At 61.4% G+C, this 18,873-nt stretch carries 17 protein-coding genes; 4 read left to right on the top strand and 13 right to left on the bottom strand.

Going from position 1 to position 18,873, the window contains the following annotated elements; all coding sequences use genetic code 11:
- Positions 1–34 precede the first annotated feature (34 nt).
- The 5 genes from GA0061105_RS06585 to GA0061105_RS06565 are packed head-to-tail and all read right to left on the bottom strand — an operon-like array spanning position 35 to position 4,770.
- Positions 35–751, bottom strand: coding sequence for an HAD family hydrolase (locus GA0061105_RS06585; protein WP_092748888.1), 717 nt, complete (start codon positions 749–751; stop codon positions 35–37).
- Between the two features lie 3 nt (positions 752–754).
- Positions 755–1,483: a glycerophosphodiester phosphodiesterase family protein gene (locus tag GA0061105_RS06580; protein WP_092748886.1), complete on the bottom strand. Its 729-nt coding sequence runs from the start codon at positions 1,481–1,483 to the stop codon at positions 755–757.
- Positions 1,484–1,509: 26 nt separating this feature from the next.
- Positions 1,510–2,430: an ABC transporter permease subunit gene (locus tag GA0061105_RS06575; RefSeq protein ID WP_092748884.1), complete on the bottom strand. Its 921-nt coding sequence runs from the start codon at positions 2,428–2,430 to the stop codon at positions 1,510–1,512.
- Between the two features lie 2 nt (positions 2,431–2,432).
- Positions 2,433–3,425, bottom strand: a complete 993-nt coding sequence (locus GA0061105_RS06570; RefSeq protein WP_064694608.1) for an ABC transporter permease subunit — start codon at positions 3,423–3,425, stop codon at positions 2,433–2,435.
- Entirely contained in the window at positions 3,412–4,770 is a 1,359-nt protein-coding gene (locus GA0061105_RS06565; protein ID WP_092748882.1) for an extracellular solute-binding protein, read from the bottom strand. The genes GA0061105_RS06570 and GA0061105_RS06565 overlap by 14 nt, the downstream gene beginning before the upstream one ends.
- Before the next feature lie 151 nt (positions 4,771–4,921).
- Here GA0061105_RS06565 and GA0061105_RS06560 point away from each other — a divergent pair, with 151 nt between their 5' ends.
- Together GA0061105_RS06560 and GA0061105_RS06555 are read left to right on the top strand one after the other, a co-directional pair.
- Positions 4,922–5,956: a sn-glycerol-3-phosphate import ATP-binding protein UgpC gene (locus GA0061105_RS06560; protein ID WP_092748880.1), complete on the top strand. Its 1,035-nt coding sequence runs from the start codon at positions 4,922–4,924 to the stop codon at positions 5,954–5,956.
- 88 nt (positions 5,957–6,044) lie between these two features.
- Positions 6,045–7,049 (top strand): sugar-binding transcriptional regulator, encoded by a 1,005-nt coding sequence (locus GA0061105_RS06555; protein WP_092748878.1) that lies wholly within the window; start codon positions 6,045–6,047, stop codon positions 7,047–7,049.
- Here the strand turns inward: GA0061105_RS06555 and GA0061105_RS06550 are convergent.
- The 3 genes from GA0061105_RS06550 to GA0061105_RS06540 all read right to left on the bottom strand — a co-directional run bounded on the left by GA0061105_RS06550 (position 7,044) and on the right by GA0061105_RS06540 (position 10,789).
- Positions 7,044–8,726, bottom strand: coding sequence for a hypothetical protein (locus GA0061105_RS06550; protein WP_092748876.1), 1,683 nt, complete (start codon positions 8,724–8,726; stop codon positions 7,044–7,046). The genes GA0061105_RS06555 and GA0061105_RS06550 overlap by 6 nt on opposite strands.
- The gene (locus GA0061105_RS06545; RefSeq protein ID WP_092748874.1) at positions 8,726–9,775 is read right to left on the bottom strand and encodes a glycosyltransferase family 2 protein; all 1,050 of its coding nucleotides are present in this window, start codon (positions 9,773–9,775) and stop codon (positions 8,726–8,728) included. The genes GA0061105_RS06550 and GA0061105_RS06545 overlap by 1 nt, the downstream gene beginning before the upstream one ends.
- 105 nt (positions 9,776–9,880) lie before the next feature.
- On the bottom strand, positions 9,881–10,789 hold the full coding sequence (locus GA0061105_RS06540; RefSeq protein ID WP_092748872.1) for an AraC family transcriptional regulator: 909 nt from the start codon (positions 10,787–10,789) through the stop codon (positions 9,881–9,883).
- Between the two features lie 203 nt (positions 10,790–10,992).
- Here GA0061105_RS06540 and GA0061105_RS06535 point away from each other — a divergent pair, with 203 nt between their 5' ends.
- A complete protein-coding gene (locus tag GA0061105_RS06535) occupies positions 10,993–12,039 on the top strand; it encodes an NAD(P)-dependent alcohol dehydrogenase (RefSeq protein ID WP_064694615.1) in 1,047 nt (348 codons plus the stop codon).
- A 114-nt stretch (positions 12,040–12,153) separates the two neighbouring features.
- Here GA0061105_RS06535 and GA0061105_RS06530 read toward each other — a convergent pair whose 3' ends face one another.
- From GA0061105_RS06530 to GA0061105_RS06510, 5 genes are all read right to left on the bottom strand, one after another.
- On the bottom strand, positions 12,154–12,807 hold the full coding sequence (locus tag GA0061105_RS06530) for a LysE family translocator (RefSeq protein WP_092748870.1): 654 nt from the start codon (positions 12,805–12,807) through the stop codon (positions 12,154–12,156).
- 66 nt (positions 12,808–12,873) lie between these two features.
- On the bottom strand, positions 12,874–14,817 hold the full coding sequence (locus GA0061105_RS06525; protein WP_092748867.1) for an elongation factor G: 1,944 nt from the start codon (positions 14,815–14,817) through the stop codon (positions 12,874–12,876).
- A gap of 391 nt (positions 14,818–15,208) precedes the next feature.
- A complete protein-coding gene (locus tag GA0061105_RS06520; protein ID WP_092748865.1) occupies positions 15,209–16,474 on the bottom strand; it encodes an NAD(P)/FAD-dependent oxidoreductase in 1,266 nt (421 codons plus the stop codon).
- Positions 16,475–16,843: 369 nt separating this feature from the next.
- The gene (locus GA0061105_RS06515) at positions 16,844–17,374 is read right to left on the bottom strand and encodes a BA14K family protein (RefSeq protein ID WP_092748863.1); all 531 of its coding nucleotides are present in this window, start codon (positions 17,372–17,374) and stop codon (positions 16,844–16,846) included.
- A gap of 108 nt (positions 17,375–17,482) precedes the next feature.
- Entirely contained in the window at positions 17,483–17,956 is a 474-nt protein-coding gene (locus tag GA0061105_RS06510) for an Lrp/AsnC family transcriptional regulator (RefSeq protein ID WP_092748861.1), read from the bottom strand.
- A gap of 154 nt (positions 17,957–18,110) precedes the next feature.
- Here GA0061105_RS06510 and GA0061105_RS06505 point away from each other — a divergent pair, with 154 nt between their 5' ends.
- On the top strand, positions 18,111–18,830 hold the full coding sequence (locus GA0061105_RS06505; protein WP_092748859.1) for an aspartate/glutamate racemase family protein: 720 nt from the start codon (positions 18,111–18,113) through the stop codon (positions 18,828–18,830).
- The last annotated feature ends 43 nt before the right edge of the window (positions 18,831–18,873 follow it).

Below are 18,873 nucleotides of genomic sequence, written 5' to 3'. Positions count from 1 at the left end.
TTGGCAAGGAGGCCAACACGCTGGGCAGATGCCGTCACAGCCTCCCTCCAACAGTTTTGAGAATAGCGGTGAGCTCCGCTGCCCCTGTCGCGACGGCGGCCGCTCCGGCAGCGTCCAGGGCCGCGCGGCGGCCGGGCCTCGGATCGGCCGGGTCGACGAAGCCGATGGCCGTCATGCCTGCGTCAATTGCTGCCGCCACGCCGTGGACGCTGTCGTCAATCATGACGCATTTGCTTGGACGGGCCTTGAAGCGATCGGCGCAATGCAGCAGCAGATCGGGCGCCGGCTTCGGCCGCGGGACGAGTTCCGCGCTGAACACGCCCTCGCCGAAGGCGCTCCAGAGATCGAGCTTGCCCAGGCTGTTGCGCAGCCGCTGCATCGTGCTGTTCGAGGCGACGCATTTCGGGCGGTCGAGGCTGTTGACGACCTCGGCAATGCCTGCAATCGGCATCAGCGAGCGCGCGAATTCCTCAAACAGATGAAGATGCCACCTCTCGAACAGCGCGGCGACGTCGCCGATCCCGTATTCGCGACGGCACATTTCTGCAATGATGCTTTCCGAATTGCCGGTGAATTTGACATGAGCCTCCGCCGCGCTGATGGCAATGCCGGCGCCTTGCAGCGTTTCGGCGAGCGTACGGCTGGCGATCGGCTCGCTGTCGATCAGCACGCCGTCGCAATCGAAGATCACCAAATCGATGCTGTCCATGCCCCCCGGAATTCCGGGATAATCGAAACGATTATTAAGCATGCCTCACCTCCGCGCCCGCAAGGCGAGATCCGGCCGGTCCGTGGTGATCTGCCGGATCGGTTTGGCAAGCCAATATTCGAGATCACTGATTTCGTTCGGAACCCAGGCGCCGAGGCGGTCGAGCGGCACGAGCTGGGTGATCTCGTCCCACTTCGCCTGAAGCAACGACTTTTCCACGGCGATGATATCCGAGCGCTGCAACATCAGGCTGAGGCCGCTCGCCAGGCCGAGGCGTTCGACCGACTTGGTGTCGAAGGACGACAAGGTTCGAATTCCAGGAGCGACCTTGCGAATGTCGGCAAGCACCTCGGGATGAAAGCTCGTCAGGATCGAGCGCTGTCGCAGGTCAAGCCGGTTGACGGCGGCAAAGGCTTTGGCGGCAAGCCCTTCATAAGGCGTTCCGTCGGCTTGGGTCTTCAGTTCGATATGAAGCTCGAGCGCGGTATACTTGAAGACGGTGAGCACCTCTTCCAGCGTCAGGATGGTCTCCCCGTCGCTCTCTTTGAGGCGGACTTCTCGGCGTTTTCCGGGGTTGAGGTCCGCGACCGGGCCCTGCGCGTCGGTCGTGCGCTCGAGCGTCGGGTCATGGATGACGAGCATCTCTCCCGCTCGTGTCAGGTGGACGTCGAATTCCACGCCATCGACCGGCATTTGCGCAAGTTTGCGGAAGCCCGAGAGACTGTTCTCGGGCCATAGATTGCGGCCACCGCGGTGGCCGATGATATGCACCATCGTCTGAATATCCTTGGGATTTCGCGTTACTTTCCGGAGTCCACCAGCCCCTTGGTGAACCAGCGTTGCATGAAAAGAATGACAGCAGCAGGCGGAAGCATGACGAGGAGCGCCGCGCTCATCGCAATGTTCCAGGCGGGCGCGGAGTCCGAGACGGGAACGAGTTGCTTCAGCCCGAGCACCGCCGTTCCCATTTCCTTGCCGGTGGTGAAGAGCAGCGGCCACAAATACTGGTTCCAGCCATAGAGGAAGAGGATGATCGACAGGGCCGCGATGTTGGCGCTCGACAGCGGAAGAAGGATATCCTTGAAGAATTTCAAGGGACCGGCGCCGTCGAGCTTGGCTGCCTCGCAAAGCTCATCGGGAACCGTCAGGAAGAACTGCCGGAACAGGAAGGTGGCCGAGGCAGAGGCAATCAGCGGCAGGATCAACCCGCCATAGCTGTTGACCATGTTCCATTTCAACGAGGCCTCGATGCTGTATCCCGTCAGCTGTTCGACGACCCCGGAAAGACCAATCGTCCCGGCTAGCCAGCGGACCGGCCCGGCGGCATCGGCGACCGCTTCATAGGTCGGGATTATGCGGACCTCGACCGGAAGCATCAGCGACACGAAGATGAGCCAGAACGCCGTCATGCGAAACGGGAAGCGGAAATAGGTCACGCCGAATGCAGCAATCAGCGAGATCGCCAGCTTGCCGATGACGATGCCGGCGGTGACGATGATCGAATTCAGGAACAGCCGGGAGAATTCACCCTGCTGCCAGGCCGCCGCCAGGTTTTCAAAGAAATGCCTGCCCGGCACCACCGGGAAAGGCGCCTGCTGAACCTCCTGCAAGGTGAGCGAGCCGGCGACGAAGGCGAAATAGAGAGGCAGGCAGACGAAAACCGCACCGGCGAGCAAGATCGCGTGGCAGAAGATCGATAGACCGAGATGACGTTCGGGCATGACTACACCTGGTAATTGACCTTGCGCTCGAGAGCGCGGAATTGAACGATGGTGAACAGGATGGCGATCAGCATCAAAAGCACCGACTGGGCGGCCGACGAGCCGAGATCCAGTTGCACGAAGCCGTCCTGATAGACCTTGTAGACCAGGCTGTTCGTCGCTCCCGCCGGGCCGCCGCGGGTGACGGCGTCGATGATGCCGAAGGTTTCAAACAGCCCGTAGACGAAGTTCATCACCACGAGGAAGAAGATCGTCGGTGAGATCAGCGGAAGCGAAATCGTGAAGAAGCGCCGGACAGGTCTTGCGCCATCCAGCTTTGCCGCCTCGAGAAGCGAAGCAGGCACGGCCAGCAATGCGGCGACGAGAAAGATGTAGTCGTAGCAGACATTCTTCCAGACCGAGGCGATCGTCACCAGAAGCTGCGCGTCGAAGGGACGCCGGTTCGGATCCCATTCGAAGCCGAGCCCATGCAGAAACTGTGCGATCGGTCCCACCGCCGGATTGAATAGGAAAGCCCAGATGACGCCTGATATGACCGGGGCAATTGCATAGGGCAGCAGGATGATGCTCTTATAAATTCCCCTGCCCCTGATCACAAAATCGGTCGCGAAGGCAAAGAGGCCGGCAATCAGCAGCGTTGCAGCGTTCTGCGCGACGGTGAACCACAGCGTGAATAGCGCGCTGGCGCGATATTCCGGACTTGAAAAGAGATTGTAGAAATTCTCCAAGCCGACGAAAATCTGTGTACCGCCGAACGGATCGACCTGAACGAAGGCCAGCGACAGCGCCTTGTAAGACGGTATGAAAAAGAAGAATAGGAGGATCAGCAGCTGCGGCGCAACCAGGCCGAACGCAAGCCATGGCTTGTTGAAGTGGGCCGACTTCAACCCGGCCTCCGACGGCCGCGCGATCGAACGACCCGTCGAAAGAATATCCGAGATGCGAAGGCGCCGAGCGGCGCCTCCGATCGTTCCGAAGGTCCTACTTTGCTGCATGAAGCTGCTCGTACTGCCGAAGGATCTGGTTTCCGCGAGCCACTGCGGCATCCAGCGCCTGCTGCGGTGTCTTCTGGCCGGTCCACACGCCCTGGATCTCTTCCACCAAAAGCGCCATGGACTGGTTATGATTGCCGAAGCGGAAGCCGCGTGAATTGTCGGTCGGCGTGCCGCGCGTGAGCTGGAGAATGGCGATCTCGCGGGTCGGGTGCTCCTTGTAGTAGCCCTCGGCCTTGGCTTGTTGATAGGCAGCGTTCGTAACTGGAACATAGCCTGTCTGCTTGCTCCACCAGACCTGCGTCTTAGGTGAAGCGACGAAGTCCAGGAAGGCGGCCGCGCCTGCGTATTCTTCCTCCGACTTGCCTTTCAAGACCCAGAGTGCACCCCCGCCGATCGTGCTGTTCTTCGGCTCGATGCCTTCCTCATGCGGCAGGAAGGTTGCACTCCATTTGAATTTCGCACCGCTCTCGACAGCAGCATGCGCCGCGGTGGAGGCCACATAGGTCGAGCAGGTGCCCGAGGTGAACAGCTGGTCGGGCGAGAGGCCCTGCCCGGCAATCTGCAGGATGCCGGCGTCGAGCCACGTCTTGAGGCGCGTTACCTGACCGACGATCAGCGGGCTCTTGTTGAAGATGAATTCGGTATCGAGGCCGCCGAAGCCATTCGCCTTTGTGCCGTAAGGCTGATCCTGGATCGCCGCATAGTTTTCGATCAGGCTCCAGTAGAAGTCGTTCGCAAGCGCCATCTGGCACTTCGAAACGCCCTTCTCCCTGATAGCCCGCAGCTGCTTGTCGAGCTCCTGCCAGGTCTCGCCCGGCTTGTCGAACCCAGCTGCCTTGAAGTGATCGGCATTGTACCAGAAGATCGGCGTCGAGCTGTTGAAGGGCATTGCCGCCGGCTTCCCATCGACGAGATAGAAACCGGCGACAGGAGCGACGAAATCGTTCCAATCGATCTTGTAGCCTTCCTTCTCCATCAGCTCTGGCACCGGAATAATGGCGCCGGAATTAGACATGGTCAGGAAGCCACGCTCGGCCGCCTGGATCAGCACCGGCTGCTGGCGGACGCGATAGGCGGCCACCATTGCCGCCATCGTCTCCTCATAATTGCCTTTGCCGATGCCGACGACCTCGTATTTGTCCTGCGAGGCGTTGAAGTCCTTAATCAGCTGGTTGGTGATTTCAGCCAGGCGGCCGCCTGCCGCATTCCACCATTCGATCTTGACGCGATCGGCTGCGCTGGCGTCGCCCGTATTTGCCAATCCGAGCGTCACCAGTGCAGCGCCCGCCGCGAATGACCGGATCGTCCGCCTCATAAGGGACCCTATCGAAGACATTGCCGTCATTTCGTTTTCCTCTCCATTGCCTTGTTCGCCGACCGGCGCGTCGAGCGCCGGTCAACCCCTCCCAGAGTGGCGATAAAACAAGGTTGGGGTTACTTGTTACAAATGTCAATAGCATGTTACAAATGTATGACGACCCCGGAGGAAGGATGCCATGGCGGCTATCGAACTGATCGACTTGAAGAAGAACTACGGACCGGTTCCCGCGGTGAAAGGGATCAATCTGACCGTCGCGGACGGCGAAATGATCGTATTGGTCGGGCCATCAGGATGCGGAAAATCGACCTTGCTGCGGATGATCGCGGGGCTCGAAGCCATAAGCTCCGGGCACCTCAGGATATCAGGCAAGGACGTTGGCCATGTCGATCCGGCCGACCGCAACATTGCGATGGTCTTCCAGAACTACGCGCTCTACCCTCATATGACCGTTCGGCAGAATCTCGAATATGGCCTCAAGAACCGCCGCGTTCCTCGCCACGAGATCGACCGGCGGATCGCTGACGCCGCCGACATTCTCGAAATCGGCGAATTCCTCGAGAGACGCCCCCGTCAGCTCTCGGGCGGACAGCGCCAACGCGTTGCCATGGGCCGCGCCATCGTCCGCGATCCGGCCGCCTTCCTCTTCGACGAACCGTTGTCCAATCTGGATGCGAAGCTTCGCGTGCAAATGCGAGTCGAAATCCGCAGGTTGCAGCGGCAGCTCAAGACGACCAGCCTCTATGTGACCCACGACCAGCTCGAGGCGATGACCCTGGCCGACAGGCTTGTCGTCATGAACGGCGGCCGAATTGAGCAGATCGGGACACCGATCGAGGTGTATCGCCGTCCTGAAACCGTCTTCGTTGCCGGCTTCATCGGTTCTCCGCCGATGAACCTGATCGATCTGGATGAACTCGGCCCCAGCGACCTCGCGCTTCCGAGAAACACGGATCTCGTCGGCATCAGACCCGGTTCGATCAACCTCGGCGTCGGATCGGCGCATGATCTCCGGTTCGAAGCCCATGTCGAATTGATCGAAACCGTTGGCGATGAGAATAACGTGCATCTGCGCATCGATGACAGCCGGAAGCGCATCGTCGCGAGCGTGCATAGCGATCGACGTCTGCGGGAAAACGACCGCATTTCGTGTCATCTGCGCATGGAAGCTTTGCATCCCTTCAACAAGTCGACCGGCCGGCGAACCGACTGACCGCGGTGAAGCGGCTGACGACAGGCCCCTGCGATTGACAAGCGCCGGGGATTTGAGATCCATGGCGTCGAAACGGAGGCGCAGTTGCATGTCACAGAACAGAAGTGCTTCTTCCGCGCCCGTAGCACTGCCGGACGAGCAGATGCAGGTGCGCGTCGTATGGCTCTATTACATGGAGGGACGCACCCAGGGTGAAATCGCGGACGCGCTTTCGACCAACAGGCTCCGCGTCAACAAGATCATCGCCGAGGCGCGCCGATCCGGCCTTGTGACGATCACCCTCAACTCCCGGCTGACCTCTTGTGTCGCCCTGGAGCAGCAGCTGGCGGCAGAATTCAACCTCAATCGGGCGATTATCGTACCGACGCCGGAGGATGCGGAACTGATCCCCGTCCTGCTCGGCCAGGCGGCAGCCGATTATCTCGTCCAGCTGCTGAACGGCGGCGGTATCCGCGGCGTTGGCGTCGGGTGGGGAGCGACACTCCGCGAGATGGTGCGGCATATGCCTTCCCTCAAACGGCCTGATATCTGCGTCAATTCTGTCATGGGCGGGCTGACGCACGGCATTGAAATCAATACCTTTGACATTGCGAGCGACCTTGCCCGCCAGCTCAATGCCGAATGCTCCTATCTTGCTGCGCCGATCTATGCCGGCAGCCCGGAATCGCGGACGGCAATTGTCCAACAGGATGTTTTTGAATCGGCCTTTCGACAGATCGAGACCAATGACGTCATCGTGCTCAGCATCGGCGACATGACCGAGCGTTCGCTGCTGATGCGCTACGGCTTGCCGCGCAACATCAACATAGAGGAATTGCTCGCAGCCGGCGCCTGTGGTGACGTGCTCGGCCAGTTCGTCGATAAGATCGGGCAGCCGATCGACCATGCGATAAACAGGTGCGCGATCGCTCCCGAGCTGAAAGCTCTGCGCGCCATTCCCAATGTCGTCTTCGCGTCAGGCGGCCTGAACAAGGCGCAGGCGATCGCAGCCGTGCTGCTGTCAGGCCTGGGCAACGTGTTGATTTGCGATGAAGACACTGCACGGCAAGCGCGACAGCTTGCGCTCGATCTCAGGGCAGGCGGCGGTTCATAGAGCCGCCGCGCAACCGGCAGGAACCGAAAGAGATTCCGCCGGCGCCGCCTTGTCGATCGCGTAGAGCTTGGCGAAACCGGCATCCTCGATCAGCGTCAAACCAGCCGGCATCAGGGTGCCGACATAGCGGTCGGGAATATCGGCGTTCGCGACGAGGATGAAATCGAAACGTCCGCGCCAGTCCGACAGATAGGGTGTAAAGTGTTCATAGACCTGCATCATTTCCGGGCACAAAAGCACGCCGATCGACAGCAGATTGCCTTCGGGGACCGCGATCTCAGACCATGGTGTCAGAACCGACAGCGGCTGCTTGCCTTTCGCGGTGAAGAGCGTCGGCACAAACGCATGCGCGAAAGGCGTGGCAAGCGTCGGCAGGTGCCAGAAAGTCTCCTCTCTGAAGAAAAAATACCGGCTGGAGTGCGCAAGGCCGCTCACCATCCTGGGGTCATGCCCCAGGGGCAGAACGGCCGCGCCGGCCGGCACCTTCTTTAGTACGGTCTCAACGGCAGCGACGTCCCTTTGTGCAAGCCACCAGTTCCAACCGACCCAGCCCGTCCGGCCGAAAACCGCGAGATTGACGACAAGCCCCAGCAACAGCGCCTGGCGGCGCGTTAGACTGGCGAAAGGACACACCATCGCCATGGCGACGAACGCCGTCATGATCGGAAAGCGCCAACTGATCCATCCGGTTCCGAGCATATGGCGAGGCGAAACACAAGAGAGCAGCAGCAGTCCGCTGGCGGTCACGGCAAGCCCCGCATGGACGCGGATATCGCCCGCGCGCGAAGCACGTGTGCAGATGAGAATCAACGGCAGAACCATCACCACGTCTACCAGCGGAATGTATGTGGTGATCGGGGAGAGCAAATTCATGACAATCAGGACGACGCTGTCATTCCAGGCAAGAGCAAGGCCATTATCACCCGCGCCGGGCAAAGCTGGCGAACGGAGATAGAGTGCGAACGGCGGCAGAACGCAGGCACCCAGCGCCAGCGTTAACCGACTGGCGAGCCTCACCAGGCAGGACTTCGATCGCAAGATGTCGAAACGCCAGGAAAATTCGAGCCCGTAGATGATCGCCATATAGAAGCCGAGCGAGAAGATGTGCATCACCGTCAGCAGCAGCGCGGCGGCAAGCCGCCAGGCAAACAGCAGGGCGAAGTTGCGGCGCTGCAGCCGAAGATCGGCGCAGGCGAAGAACAAGGCCATGCCGAGACCGATCTGGAAATTGATGAAGCCGCCGATCATGGTGGCGCACCAACCAAGCGACAACATGGCGATCTGCCAATAGGACCGGCTGCCGAAAAGCGTCCGGTGCAGCGCGATCGCGCCAAGCGGCGGCAGCACGATCGCCAGAAAAAGCAAGGCGCGCGCCAGCCTGTCTGCGCCGACAAGCGGCCCTATCCAGATCGCCAGGAGATCCATGCCGACGTTGGTGAAGGTGCGGTTCCAATCCACGCCATAGATCTGGGGAAACGGCTGCTCGCCGATGCCTCCGGATAGAAGCCAGATACGAGCATAGTGATTAGCGTAATCAAGAATTGGCGGAAAGCGGAATAACACTACTAGGATGGCGACAAATGCCACGAAAACGGCGATCGCAATGGTGGAATCCTGCCGGGCTGCCAATTCATCAAAGCCGGCTGCGGCTACACCAGGCGTGGAAATCTGGTCCATTATCCGATCCGATTACTCTTTTGCGACTCTTCGAATCCGAAGGCCGAATCCAGCGCGGCGCGCTTTTCGCCGGCACCCATCTCCGAAAAGGCGATTGGCAGCTCGGCGTGTTCGCTGCCCCGCAGTATCGTTTCGATCATGAACATCGGCCGCCTTTTGCTCTCCTGGACCAGACGGCCAAGATACTCCCCGATGATGCCGATGCAGATCAGTTGGATGGCGCTGAAGGCGCTGACGGCGGCCATGATGGACGACCAGCCGGTGACCGTCTCGCCCTGCAGCCAGCGAACGAAGGTATAGACCAGCATCGTCACCGCCACACCGGCGCTGATCATGCCGAGCCATGTGGCGATCCGCAGCGGCGTCGTCGAAAAGCTGGTGATCGCATCGAGCGCGAAATTGATCATCTTGCGCAGCGGATATTTCGTCGCGCCGGCAAAACGCGCGTCCCGCTCGTAAGGCAGAGCCACCTGCCGGCCGCCGATCCAGCTGACCATGCCGCGGATGAAACGATCGCGCTCCGGCATCGCAAGCAGGATATCGACGACGCGCCGGCGCATCAGCCGGAAATCGCCGGTGTCACGCGGAATGGTCACGGAAGCGAGCCTGGAGAGCGTACGATAGAAGAGCGACGCGGAGGCGAGCTTGAACCAGGTTTCGCCCTCGCGGCGCGTGCGCTGGCCGTAAACGACATCGGCGCCGCGCTCCATGATCGGCATCATCATCAACAGCAGTTCGGGCGGGTCCTGAAGATCGGCGTCGATCAGGAGCACGCACTCGCCCCGCGACGCCGAAAGACCGGCCGTCGATGCCAGCTGGTGGCCGTGATTGCGCAGGAGACGGACCCCGAGCACCTGCGGCACTTTTGCCGCCAGATCCGAAATGATCTCCCAAGTGCCATCCGATGAGCCGTCATCGACGAGGATGAGCTCGAAGGTGTCGCCGACGACGCTCTGCGCGGCGGCGGCGGCTCGGCGGCAGAATTCGCGCAGGCCCTCTTCCTCGTTATGACAAGGCGCGACGATCGAAAGTAACGGTGCTTGCGTCATGCGGACGGCGGTGCCTGCTTGTTTGATGGCGCCAGCCTAGCCGGGAAAGGTCAAACATCCTTTAATGGCTGGCCGGCAGCCGCGCCGACGCCGGCGCCCTCGGCGCTATTCCGCCGCCATCATCTCGCGCACGCCGTCGACATCGCGGGCCGGCGACGCGCCGTAGAGGCGGCTATATTCGCGGCTGAATTGCGACGGGCTCTGATAACCGACTCGGTGGCCGGCAGTGCCCGCGTCCAGCCGCTCGATGAGCATCAGCCGGCGCGCCTCGTGCAGGCGAAGCTGCTTCTGATACTGGACGGGCGTCATCGCCGTCACCGACTTGAAATGATGATGGAAGGACGACACGCTCATATTGACGCGCTCGGCAAGGTCTTCGATGCGCAGCGGGCGCGCGAAATTCTCCTTCAGCCAGGCGACGGCACGCGCGATCCGGTTGCTGTGGCTGTCTGCCGTGGCGATGTTGATCAGCCGCGCACCGTGCGGCCCGGTCAGCACCCTGTAAAGGATTTCCTGCTCGATCAGCGGCGCCATGGCGGGAATATCGCATGGACGATCGAGCAAGCGCAGCAGACGGACGGCGGCGTCCATCAGTTCCGGCGGCGCGACGTTCACCACCATGCCGCGCTGTCCGTCGGTATGGGCGGCTGGGCGAGGAACATCGATGCGGCTCAGCAGCTCCAGCAGTTTCTCGGAATCGATCGCCAGCCCGAGACAGAGATGCGGCACCTCGGGGCTCGCCTCCGTGACCCGCCAGGCAACCGGCAGGTCGAGCGAGGTCAGGAGATAATCGCCGGTCCCGTAGCTGATCTGCTCCGTACCGAGCTGCAGGCTCTTGGCCCCCTGCAGCACGAAGGCGAAACAGGGCCGGTAGCTGCTGTGCAAGGGATCGCTGGGCTTGGACCGGCGGCTGACATGAAGATTGCCAATAGCGGTCGAGAACTCACCGTCATTAGGCGCAAAGCGCATCGCGATCTCGACGATTTCCTGATAGGGGCTGAAGGGCAAAGTCATGCGGCAACTCTTTCTGTCAATCTCTGACGCCGTCGATACCGCCTCTATCTAGAGTGCTTCAGCCATTTCGCAAACAGGCGGGCTCCTCACTTTTGCAGGATCGTGCAAAAAGCTGAGAGGATCGCTCTAACCCTCTCCCGCCGTTCCGGGCAATAGTCCGCCATCCCGCTCAACCCCCTCCCAAAACGAAAAGGAAGGTTCCCATGCCTATTGCAAGAGGCTACGCCGCAACCGACGCTTCCAAGCCGTTGACCCCTTTCACCTTCGAGCGCCGCAATCCCAACCCGGATGACGTCGTCATCGACATCAAGTTTGCCGGCATCTGCCATTCGGACATCCACACCGTCCGCAACGAATGGAAGAACGCCGTTTATCCGATCGTGCCCGGCCATGAGATCGCCGGTATCGTCTCGGCCGTCGGCTCCGCCGTGACCAAGTTCAAGGTCGGCGACCGCGTCGGCGTCGGCTGCTTCGTCGATTCCTGCATCGGCTGCGCCGAGCGCGACCTCGACCGCGAACAGTATATGCCGGGTTTCAGCGGCACCTACAATGATTTCGAAGCCGACGGCAAGACGCGCACCCAGGGCGGCTATTCCGACTCGATCGTCGTCAAGGAGGGCTATGTCATGTCCATTCCTGACAATCTGCCGCTCGACGCCTCCGCGCCGCTGCTTTGCGCCGGCATCACGCTTTATTCGCCGCTGCGCCACTGGAATGCCGGCCCCGGCAAGAAGGTCGCGATCGTCGGCATGGGCGGCCTCGGACATATGGGCGTCAAGCTGGGTTCGGCCATGGGCGCCGATATCACCGTTCTCTCCCAGAGCCTTTCTAAGAAGGAAGACGGGCTAAAGCTCGGCGCCAAGGAATATTACGCCACCAATGACCCGGAAACCTTCAAGAAGCTTGCCGGCACGTTCGACCTGATCATCTGCACCGTCAGCGCCGAGATCGATTGGAACGCGTACCTCGGCCTGCTGAAGGTTGATGGCTCGTTCGTGGTCGTCGGCGCGCCGGAGAATCCGATCCCGGTGCATGCCTTCTCGATCATTCCCGGCCGCAAGAGCATCTCCGGCTCGATGATCGGCTCGATCAAGGAAACCCAGGAAATGCTCGATTTCTGCGGCGAGCACAACATCGTCTCCGAGATCGAGAAGATCAACATCCAGCAGGTCAACGAAGCCTATGAGCGCGTCCTGAAGAGCGACGTCCGCTACCGCTTCGTCATCGACATCGCCTCGCTGGCGGCCTGAGGAAATGGAAGGCCGGCCGCTTCGGCGGCCGCCCTGATGTGAAATGCCAGTAGCCGCCGAAGTCGTGGAAAGCTCGACTTCGGCGGCTGTCTTCGTGTCGTAGGAAGATGAGGGCTATCGGGCAGCTCGAGCATCCCCCGAAAGGGCGAGCCGGAGGCCAAGGAGGATCATCACGATACCGGCGAACCTCTCCTGCCATGCGATCAGCATCGGGCGGCGTGAAAGCCAGCCGCCGAACGTGCCCGCGCCGAATGCGATGGAGCTGAGGATGACGAAATTCGAAAGCTTCGTCACCGCCCCAAGAAGAAGAAGCTGCACCGCGACCGGCCAGGAGCTCTCGGGGTTCACGAATTGCGGAAGGAAGGCGAAGAGAAAGACGAGCGCTTTCGGATTGGTGAGATTGTTGATCGCACCCTCGCGAAGCGCTCTCGCAGTCGTAACAGACTGCGCCGCCGCCCGTGCGCCGCAGCCATTCCGGCCTGCCCCGCAAATCAGCTTGGCGCCTAGCCAGACCAGATAGGCGGCTCCCGCCCAGCGCAGAATGTCGAAAGCGACCGGCGAGGCTTGGAGCAGCGATGCAACGCCCAGGATCAGCAACGAGATCTGGATTACCCCGGCAAGGAGAGTGATGCCGATTGCATTCAGAAGAGCGGTGCGCCGGCCCTGCCCGACACCTCGCCCGATGACAAGCATCATGTCCGGCCCCGGCGATAGCTGAATGGCCAGAACGGCAACATAAAAGGTGAGAAACGTATCGATGTCGGGCATGGAAGCTTCCAAACTTTGAGATGACAACAGCCGGGGAAGGCCTATGTTCCCCGACCGAGCGCGACTTTAAACACTCCCGCGCAAACGCAGCAGATATTCGACGGGGTTGAACGGATTTGTCCCCGAACGCCGGCGCAAGCGCGGCGGACCCGCTGCCGGAGCATAATGATCGAAAGCGGTCTCCATCGTCCCTGCCCCGCTCGTCAGCCCAGGCAATTGCTGCTGGACGTTCCGCACCATCTGAGAGGCCATCGTGCCGTCCAGCCGGGCGACGCCATCGACGATCACCGAATCCATCGTCGTGGCACCGGATTTCGCAAGCAAAGTGAGCACACCGCTCAAGCTCTCAGCCGGCGCCTCGAGATAAAAGCGATCGACCGGCTCGCAGAGCACGGTTTGTGCGGCCGAGAGCGCCGTGGCCAGCACCCAGGGCGTCAGCTGCCGGAAATCGGCGGCGGTGCTTGCCGGCGAACTGTGCCGGGCCGCCGTCATCGCCACGTGGCAATCGATGACCTGCCAGCCTGAAATCCCCTGCTTCAGCGTTTCGAATACTGTTTCCTCGACCGCCCGATAGAAGGCGACTGGCATCTGGCCGACATCCACCTCGAGCGCGAAGCTGTTGCCGGCTCCGGCAGGCCGCGGCTCGACCCGCAGCCCGACCGTCGCCAGGAACGGATTGGGTTCCTTGAAGAGGATCTGCAGGCCGGCTCCGATCCCCACAGGCCGCTCGGCCAGAATGACCGTGCTTTCCTCGAAGCTTGCTTCGAGGCCGAAATCCGTCAGCAGGGTCGACTGGATAACCTCCTTCTGCACCTCGCCATAAAGCGATACGAAGACCTCGTCCGTCTCCTCGTTCCGGCGCAGATTGATCAACGGGTCCTGTTCGGCCATCCGGTTCAGCGCCAGCCAGAGCGCCGCCTTGTCGGAAGGGCGGCGGGCAAGAACGCGGGTTTCGAGCGTCGGCGGCGCAAAGTGAGCCTGCGGACCAACGGGATCGCCACCCACCGCATCGCCGATCCGCGCGCCGGCGAGACCGCTGACGCGTGCGATCTGCCCGGCGCGGAGGCCATCGGCGCCATGGACCCGGCCCTCCTCGAACACCTGGATCGCGGTTACCCGTTCCGGCCCCTTGGGCAGGTCCAGAAATTGCCGGAGCCGGACAGTGCCCGAAGTCAGGGAGAGATAACACAGTTTTTCCCCGCCCCAGCCGCGCTCGATCTTGAAGATCTTGCCGGCGACCGGACCATCCGGATCGGGGCGCCGCTCGGGCAGGATCGTCCCAATGGCCGATGCCAGGGCTGATATGCCGGCGCCGGTCATCGCGGCCCCCGCCAAGACCGGATGCACCTGGCCCCTCGCCACCTGATCGGCCAGAGAACGCCCGAGCCTTTCACCGGTCAGGCGGTCGGGAGCGAGCACATAGTCATCGAGCAACGCCTCGTCGTTTTCGCCGAGCGCCTCGCAGAGCGCGGAAAAGAGCGGTTCGTCTTTGGGAGCGAGCGCCTCCACCCGCGCAAGTTTACTGCCGGCATCGATAACCGTGGACATGGCGATCGGCCGGACTGAAAGGTGCGCGGCAAGTGCTGCCAATACCTCTTGATAGCGCGCGCCGAGCCGATCGACCTTGTTGACGAAGAAGACGAAGGGAACGCCCATCCGGCGCAACGCACGCACCAGCACGCGCGTCTGAGCCTGCACGCCTTCGACCGCCGAGACGACAACGACCGCGGCATCCAGCAATCCCAGCACCCGCTCGACCTCGGCAATAAAATCCGGGTGGCCGGGTGTGTCGATCAGATTGACGGTCCGGTCGCCGATCGCAAACGACACGACCGCGGCCCGGATTGTGATGCCGCGTTGCCGCTCGAGTTCGAGATTGTCCGTCTGTGTATCGCCGGTATCGACGCTTCCGAGCTTGTCGATGACGCCGGCGTTGAAAAGCAGTCTTTCGGTAAGGCTAGTCTTGCCTGCATCCACATGGGCGAGGATGCCCAGATTCAAAGTGCGCATGAACCACCAACTTCTCAGAAATTCGGATGCGATTTTCGTGAGAAGTGACTCGGCGCATTTGGAACCTCTGTCCGTTGGTACGGCTGGATGCGGCCCCGGTGGTGGGAAGACGCGGGCGGGATGCTAAGGGCGCGTGGGGAGATGTGTCAAGATCAAGTACCCCATCCTGTGCAGCAGGAATCCAGCGCAGGCATCCACCCACCCTCGTCCCTGTGCTCGTTTCAGGGATCCAGCGCGCCCAAGTCTCTGGGCGCAGGAGACTCCGTTCGTAACGGCAACTCATCCACGGCGCAGACGCGCCCTCGCTGGATTCCTGTAACGAGCACAGGAGTGACGGAGGAGGAGATGTACCGTGTGGCCCCCCTATAATTTGACACCATTCGTCAGCAGCCTACCCCTCCTCCCGCATCGTCTCCCGCTGCGTGATCAGCCGGGCGCTGTGCTGGCCGCTGAGATAGATCCACAGCCAGCTCCAGGCGACGGAGAAGCGGGAGCGGGTGCCGATCAGGAAGTAGATGTGGGCGAGACCCCAGATCCACCAGGCGATCCAGCCTTTCAGCTTGATCCGGCCAAAATCGATGATCGCCGCACTCTGGCCGATCGTCGCGAGACTTCCCTGATGTCGGTAGCGGAAGGGCGCCGGGGTCGGCTTGCCCGAGAGACGCGCGCGGATGACCTTGGCGACATAGCCGCCCTGCTGCTTGGCGGCGGGCGCAATGCCCGGCACCGGCTTGCCGTCCTCGCGCATCACCGAGGCGGTGTCGCCGATGACGAAAACATCGGACAGGCCGGGCGCGCTCAGATCCTTCCCGACGACGACGCGCCCTGCCCGGTCGGCCGCCACGTCAAGCCAGCGGGCCGCCGGCGAAGCGGTGACGCCGGCCGCCCAGACGATCGTCCGGCTTGGGACGAAGGTTTCGCCGATCTGTACACCATCGGCGCGGCATTCGGTCACCGGCTTGCCGAGGAGGACCTCGACGCCGAGTTTCTCCAGCGCCTTCTGCGCATAGGCCGAAAGCTCTTCGGCAAATGTCGGCAGCACCCGCGGGCCGGCCTCGACGAGCACGACACGGGTCTTGCGCGTGTCGATATTGCGGAATTCCTTCGGCAGCGTGAAATGCGCGAGCTCGGCGATGATGCCGGCAAGCTCGACGCCGGTCGGCCCGGCGCCGACGATGGTGAAGGTCAGCAGCGCGTCGCGCACGACGGGATCGGCCTCCATCTCCGCCTTCTCGAAGGCGAGCAGCACGCGTCTGCGGATCGTCGTCGCATCCTCCAGCGTCTTCAGGCCGGGCGCCACCGGCTCCCATTCGTCATGGCCGAAATAGGCATGCGTCGCGCCGGTCGCCAGCACCAGCGTGTCGTAACCCAGAGTCATGCCGTTGCGTAACGACACGGTCTTCGCGCCGCTGTCGACATCGGTGACCTCGCCCAGCAGCACCGTCACGTCAGGCCGGTCGGCATAGAGGCGGCGGATTGGCCAGGCGATTTCGGAGGTGGAGAGGATGGTCGTCGCCACCTGATAGAGCAGCGGCTGGAAGAGATGATGGTTGCGCCGGTCGATGAGCGTGATCTTCACGCCTGCGCCCTTCAACCCGTTGACGAGCTGCAGCCCGCCGAAACCACCGCCGACAACGACGACATGATGCTCGCTCATGACCTACCCTTTTTGCGCCATTTCGCTCGGAACCAATGTGGCTTTCGCAGCAAATGTTGCAACCGCCGTTTCGGAATGGCTCCCGTGCAGCGATCGCAGTCGACACAGCATGCCGTGCAGATGCACAGTCGTTTTGGTGAGCGCAACATGTGGCGGTTAGAGCGCAGCCAGACGATCGCGATGCACGTTAGATTATATGTGCGTCTGCGATCCGCCCCGGCAGAGCTTGAGAGCGGGAGTCAGGCGGAGTGACAGCTATAGCTGCCAAGACCGGGCCTCTGTGGACGTTCGATAAAGACAGGCCGACCGAACGGATCATAACGTCGGTCGACCTGGAACCAGTTCACAGCGCCAATGCGCAAGTGTCAATCAGTAGGGACTGATGCACTGGCGACGGGGTCCATAATAAGGCTGGAAGGTATTATCGAAAGCCCTGTAGGAACGATACCGGGCATAGCACCAGCTCACGTGGCTGCGGCCGCCTCTATAATAGGCGGATGATGCGTAGTTCCGATAAGGCGGGGCATAATACCTGCCATACTCGCGGTAGGGCGGACCATAGTAGCGGTAGGGCGAGCCATAATAGCGGTAAGGCGACCCGTAATAGCGGTAGGGCGAACCGTAGTAGCGGTATGGCGAACCGTAGTAGCGGTAAGGGGAGCCATAATAGGGCTGCGCCAACGCGCCGCCAATTATGGTGCCGACGGCTAGACCACCCAGGGCCCAGCCCCACTCAGCTCCCCGGTGACGTCCACCTCGGCCACGCCATCGCACATGCTCTATTTGCTGCTGCTGTTGCGCCTCGATTCTGGGTGGGTTGATTGCCGGAAACGCCTGAGCCGGCGTGATGCCGGAGGCACCGATGATCAAGCATAACGCGGCGACGGTTAGCTTTCTCATGATTGTTCTCCTCTACTCCTCCAAGTGAAGGAAATATCCTCCCCTCCTCCTGAACCAAAGGTGAACGTAATATGTCTGAAATCGTTCCATATTGAGACCGATTAATCGCTACCCATGCCCTGCGGCGTAACCCACGGGTATCGCCATGCCATTTTTCAATTCCTCCATCGAAATCGACGCCGAGACGTCGAAGAGCTCCAGCTTTCGCACGATCTGCTTATAGATCACGTCATAATGCTCGACGCGCGGCAGGACGATCTTCAGGATGTAATCGTGATTGCCGGTCAGCCGGTGCGCCTCGACGATTTCAGGAATGTCGGCGATGACCCTGCGGAAGCTCTCGGTCCATTCGTCGGAATGATGCGCCGTCTTGACGAGGGCGAAGACCGTCGTCGGCACACCCATCCTCTCGCGGTTGAGCACGACAATGCGCCGGGCTATATGACCGCTCTCCTCCAGCCGCTGGATCCGCCGCGAGCAGGCCGAGACCGAAAGCGCCACGCGCTCGGCAAGATCTGTCACGGATATCCCAGCATCCCGTTGCAGTGTGTCGAGAATCCGTCGGTCGCGATCGTCAAGCATCGTGTCGAGCCTATCATGCGCGCTACATTTGCGCGCTTTCGTCAAGTTGCGCAAAATCGTAGCACAGATGCTATCCAACAGACAAACAACGCAAACACAGCGCGCCGGCATTGCGGCATCATTTTCGAAAGTTGAAACATGGGAGCATGAAGAGATGGAAACGATCGGCCTGATCGGCGGCATGAGTTTCGAAAGTTCGGCGGTCTATTACCGCCTGGTCAACGAAATGGTGCGCGCCCGCAAAGGCGGCCTCGCCTCGGCCGAGCTTATCCTGCATTCGGTCAATTTCGAGGAGATCGTCGCTCTTCAGAAGGCCGGAGACTGGGCAGGCGCCGCCCGCCGCCTCGCTGACGTGGCCCTGCGCCTGCAGATCGCCGGCGCCGGCTGTGTTCTCATCTGCACCAACACCATGCACCTGATCGCCGAGGAAGTTGCGGCGAAGATTTCCGTGCCGCTGATCCACATCATCGACGAGACCGCGAAATCGCTGCATGCGGCCGGCCGCAAGCGCCCGCTGCTGCTTGCCACCCGCTACACGATGGAGCACGGCTTCTACGCCGAGCGCATGAAGGCCCTCGGCGTCGACATCATGGTGCCCGACGCCGCCGACCGGACCACCGTGCACGATATCATCTTCAACGAGCTCTGCGCCGGCAGGGTGCACGACAGCTCGCGGGAAAAGCTGATCGATATCATCGATCGCGCCAAGGAACATGGCGCCGACAGCATCATCCTCGGCTGCACCGAGATCTGCCTGATCCTCGATCCTAACCGCCTGCCGCTGCCGGGCTTCGACACCACGACGATCCATGCCCGGGCAGCGGTGGAATTCGCTCTAGGCGCCGAGGAAGAAGCGGAAGAGGAAGCCGCCTAAGGCGGGCTGACAATTTAGTTGACTCAGTCAACTAAATACATGA

Source organism: Rhizobium aethiopicum (genome assembly GCF_900094625.1).
Taxonomy (GTDB): Bacteria; Pseudomonadota; Alphaproteobacteria; order Rhizobiales; family Rhizobiaceae; genus Rhizobium; species Rhizobium aethiopicum.
This window is presented reverse-complemented; position numbering and strand designations above follow the sequence as displayed.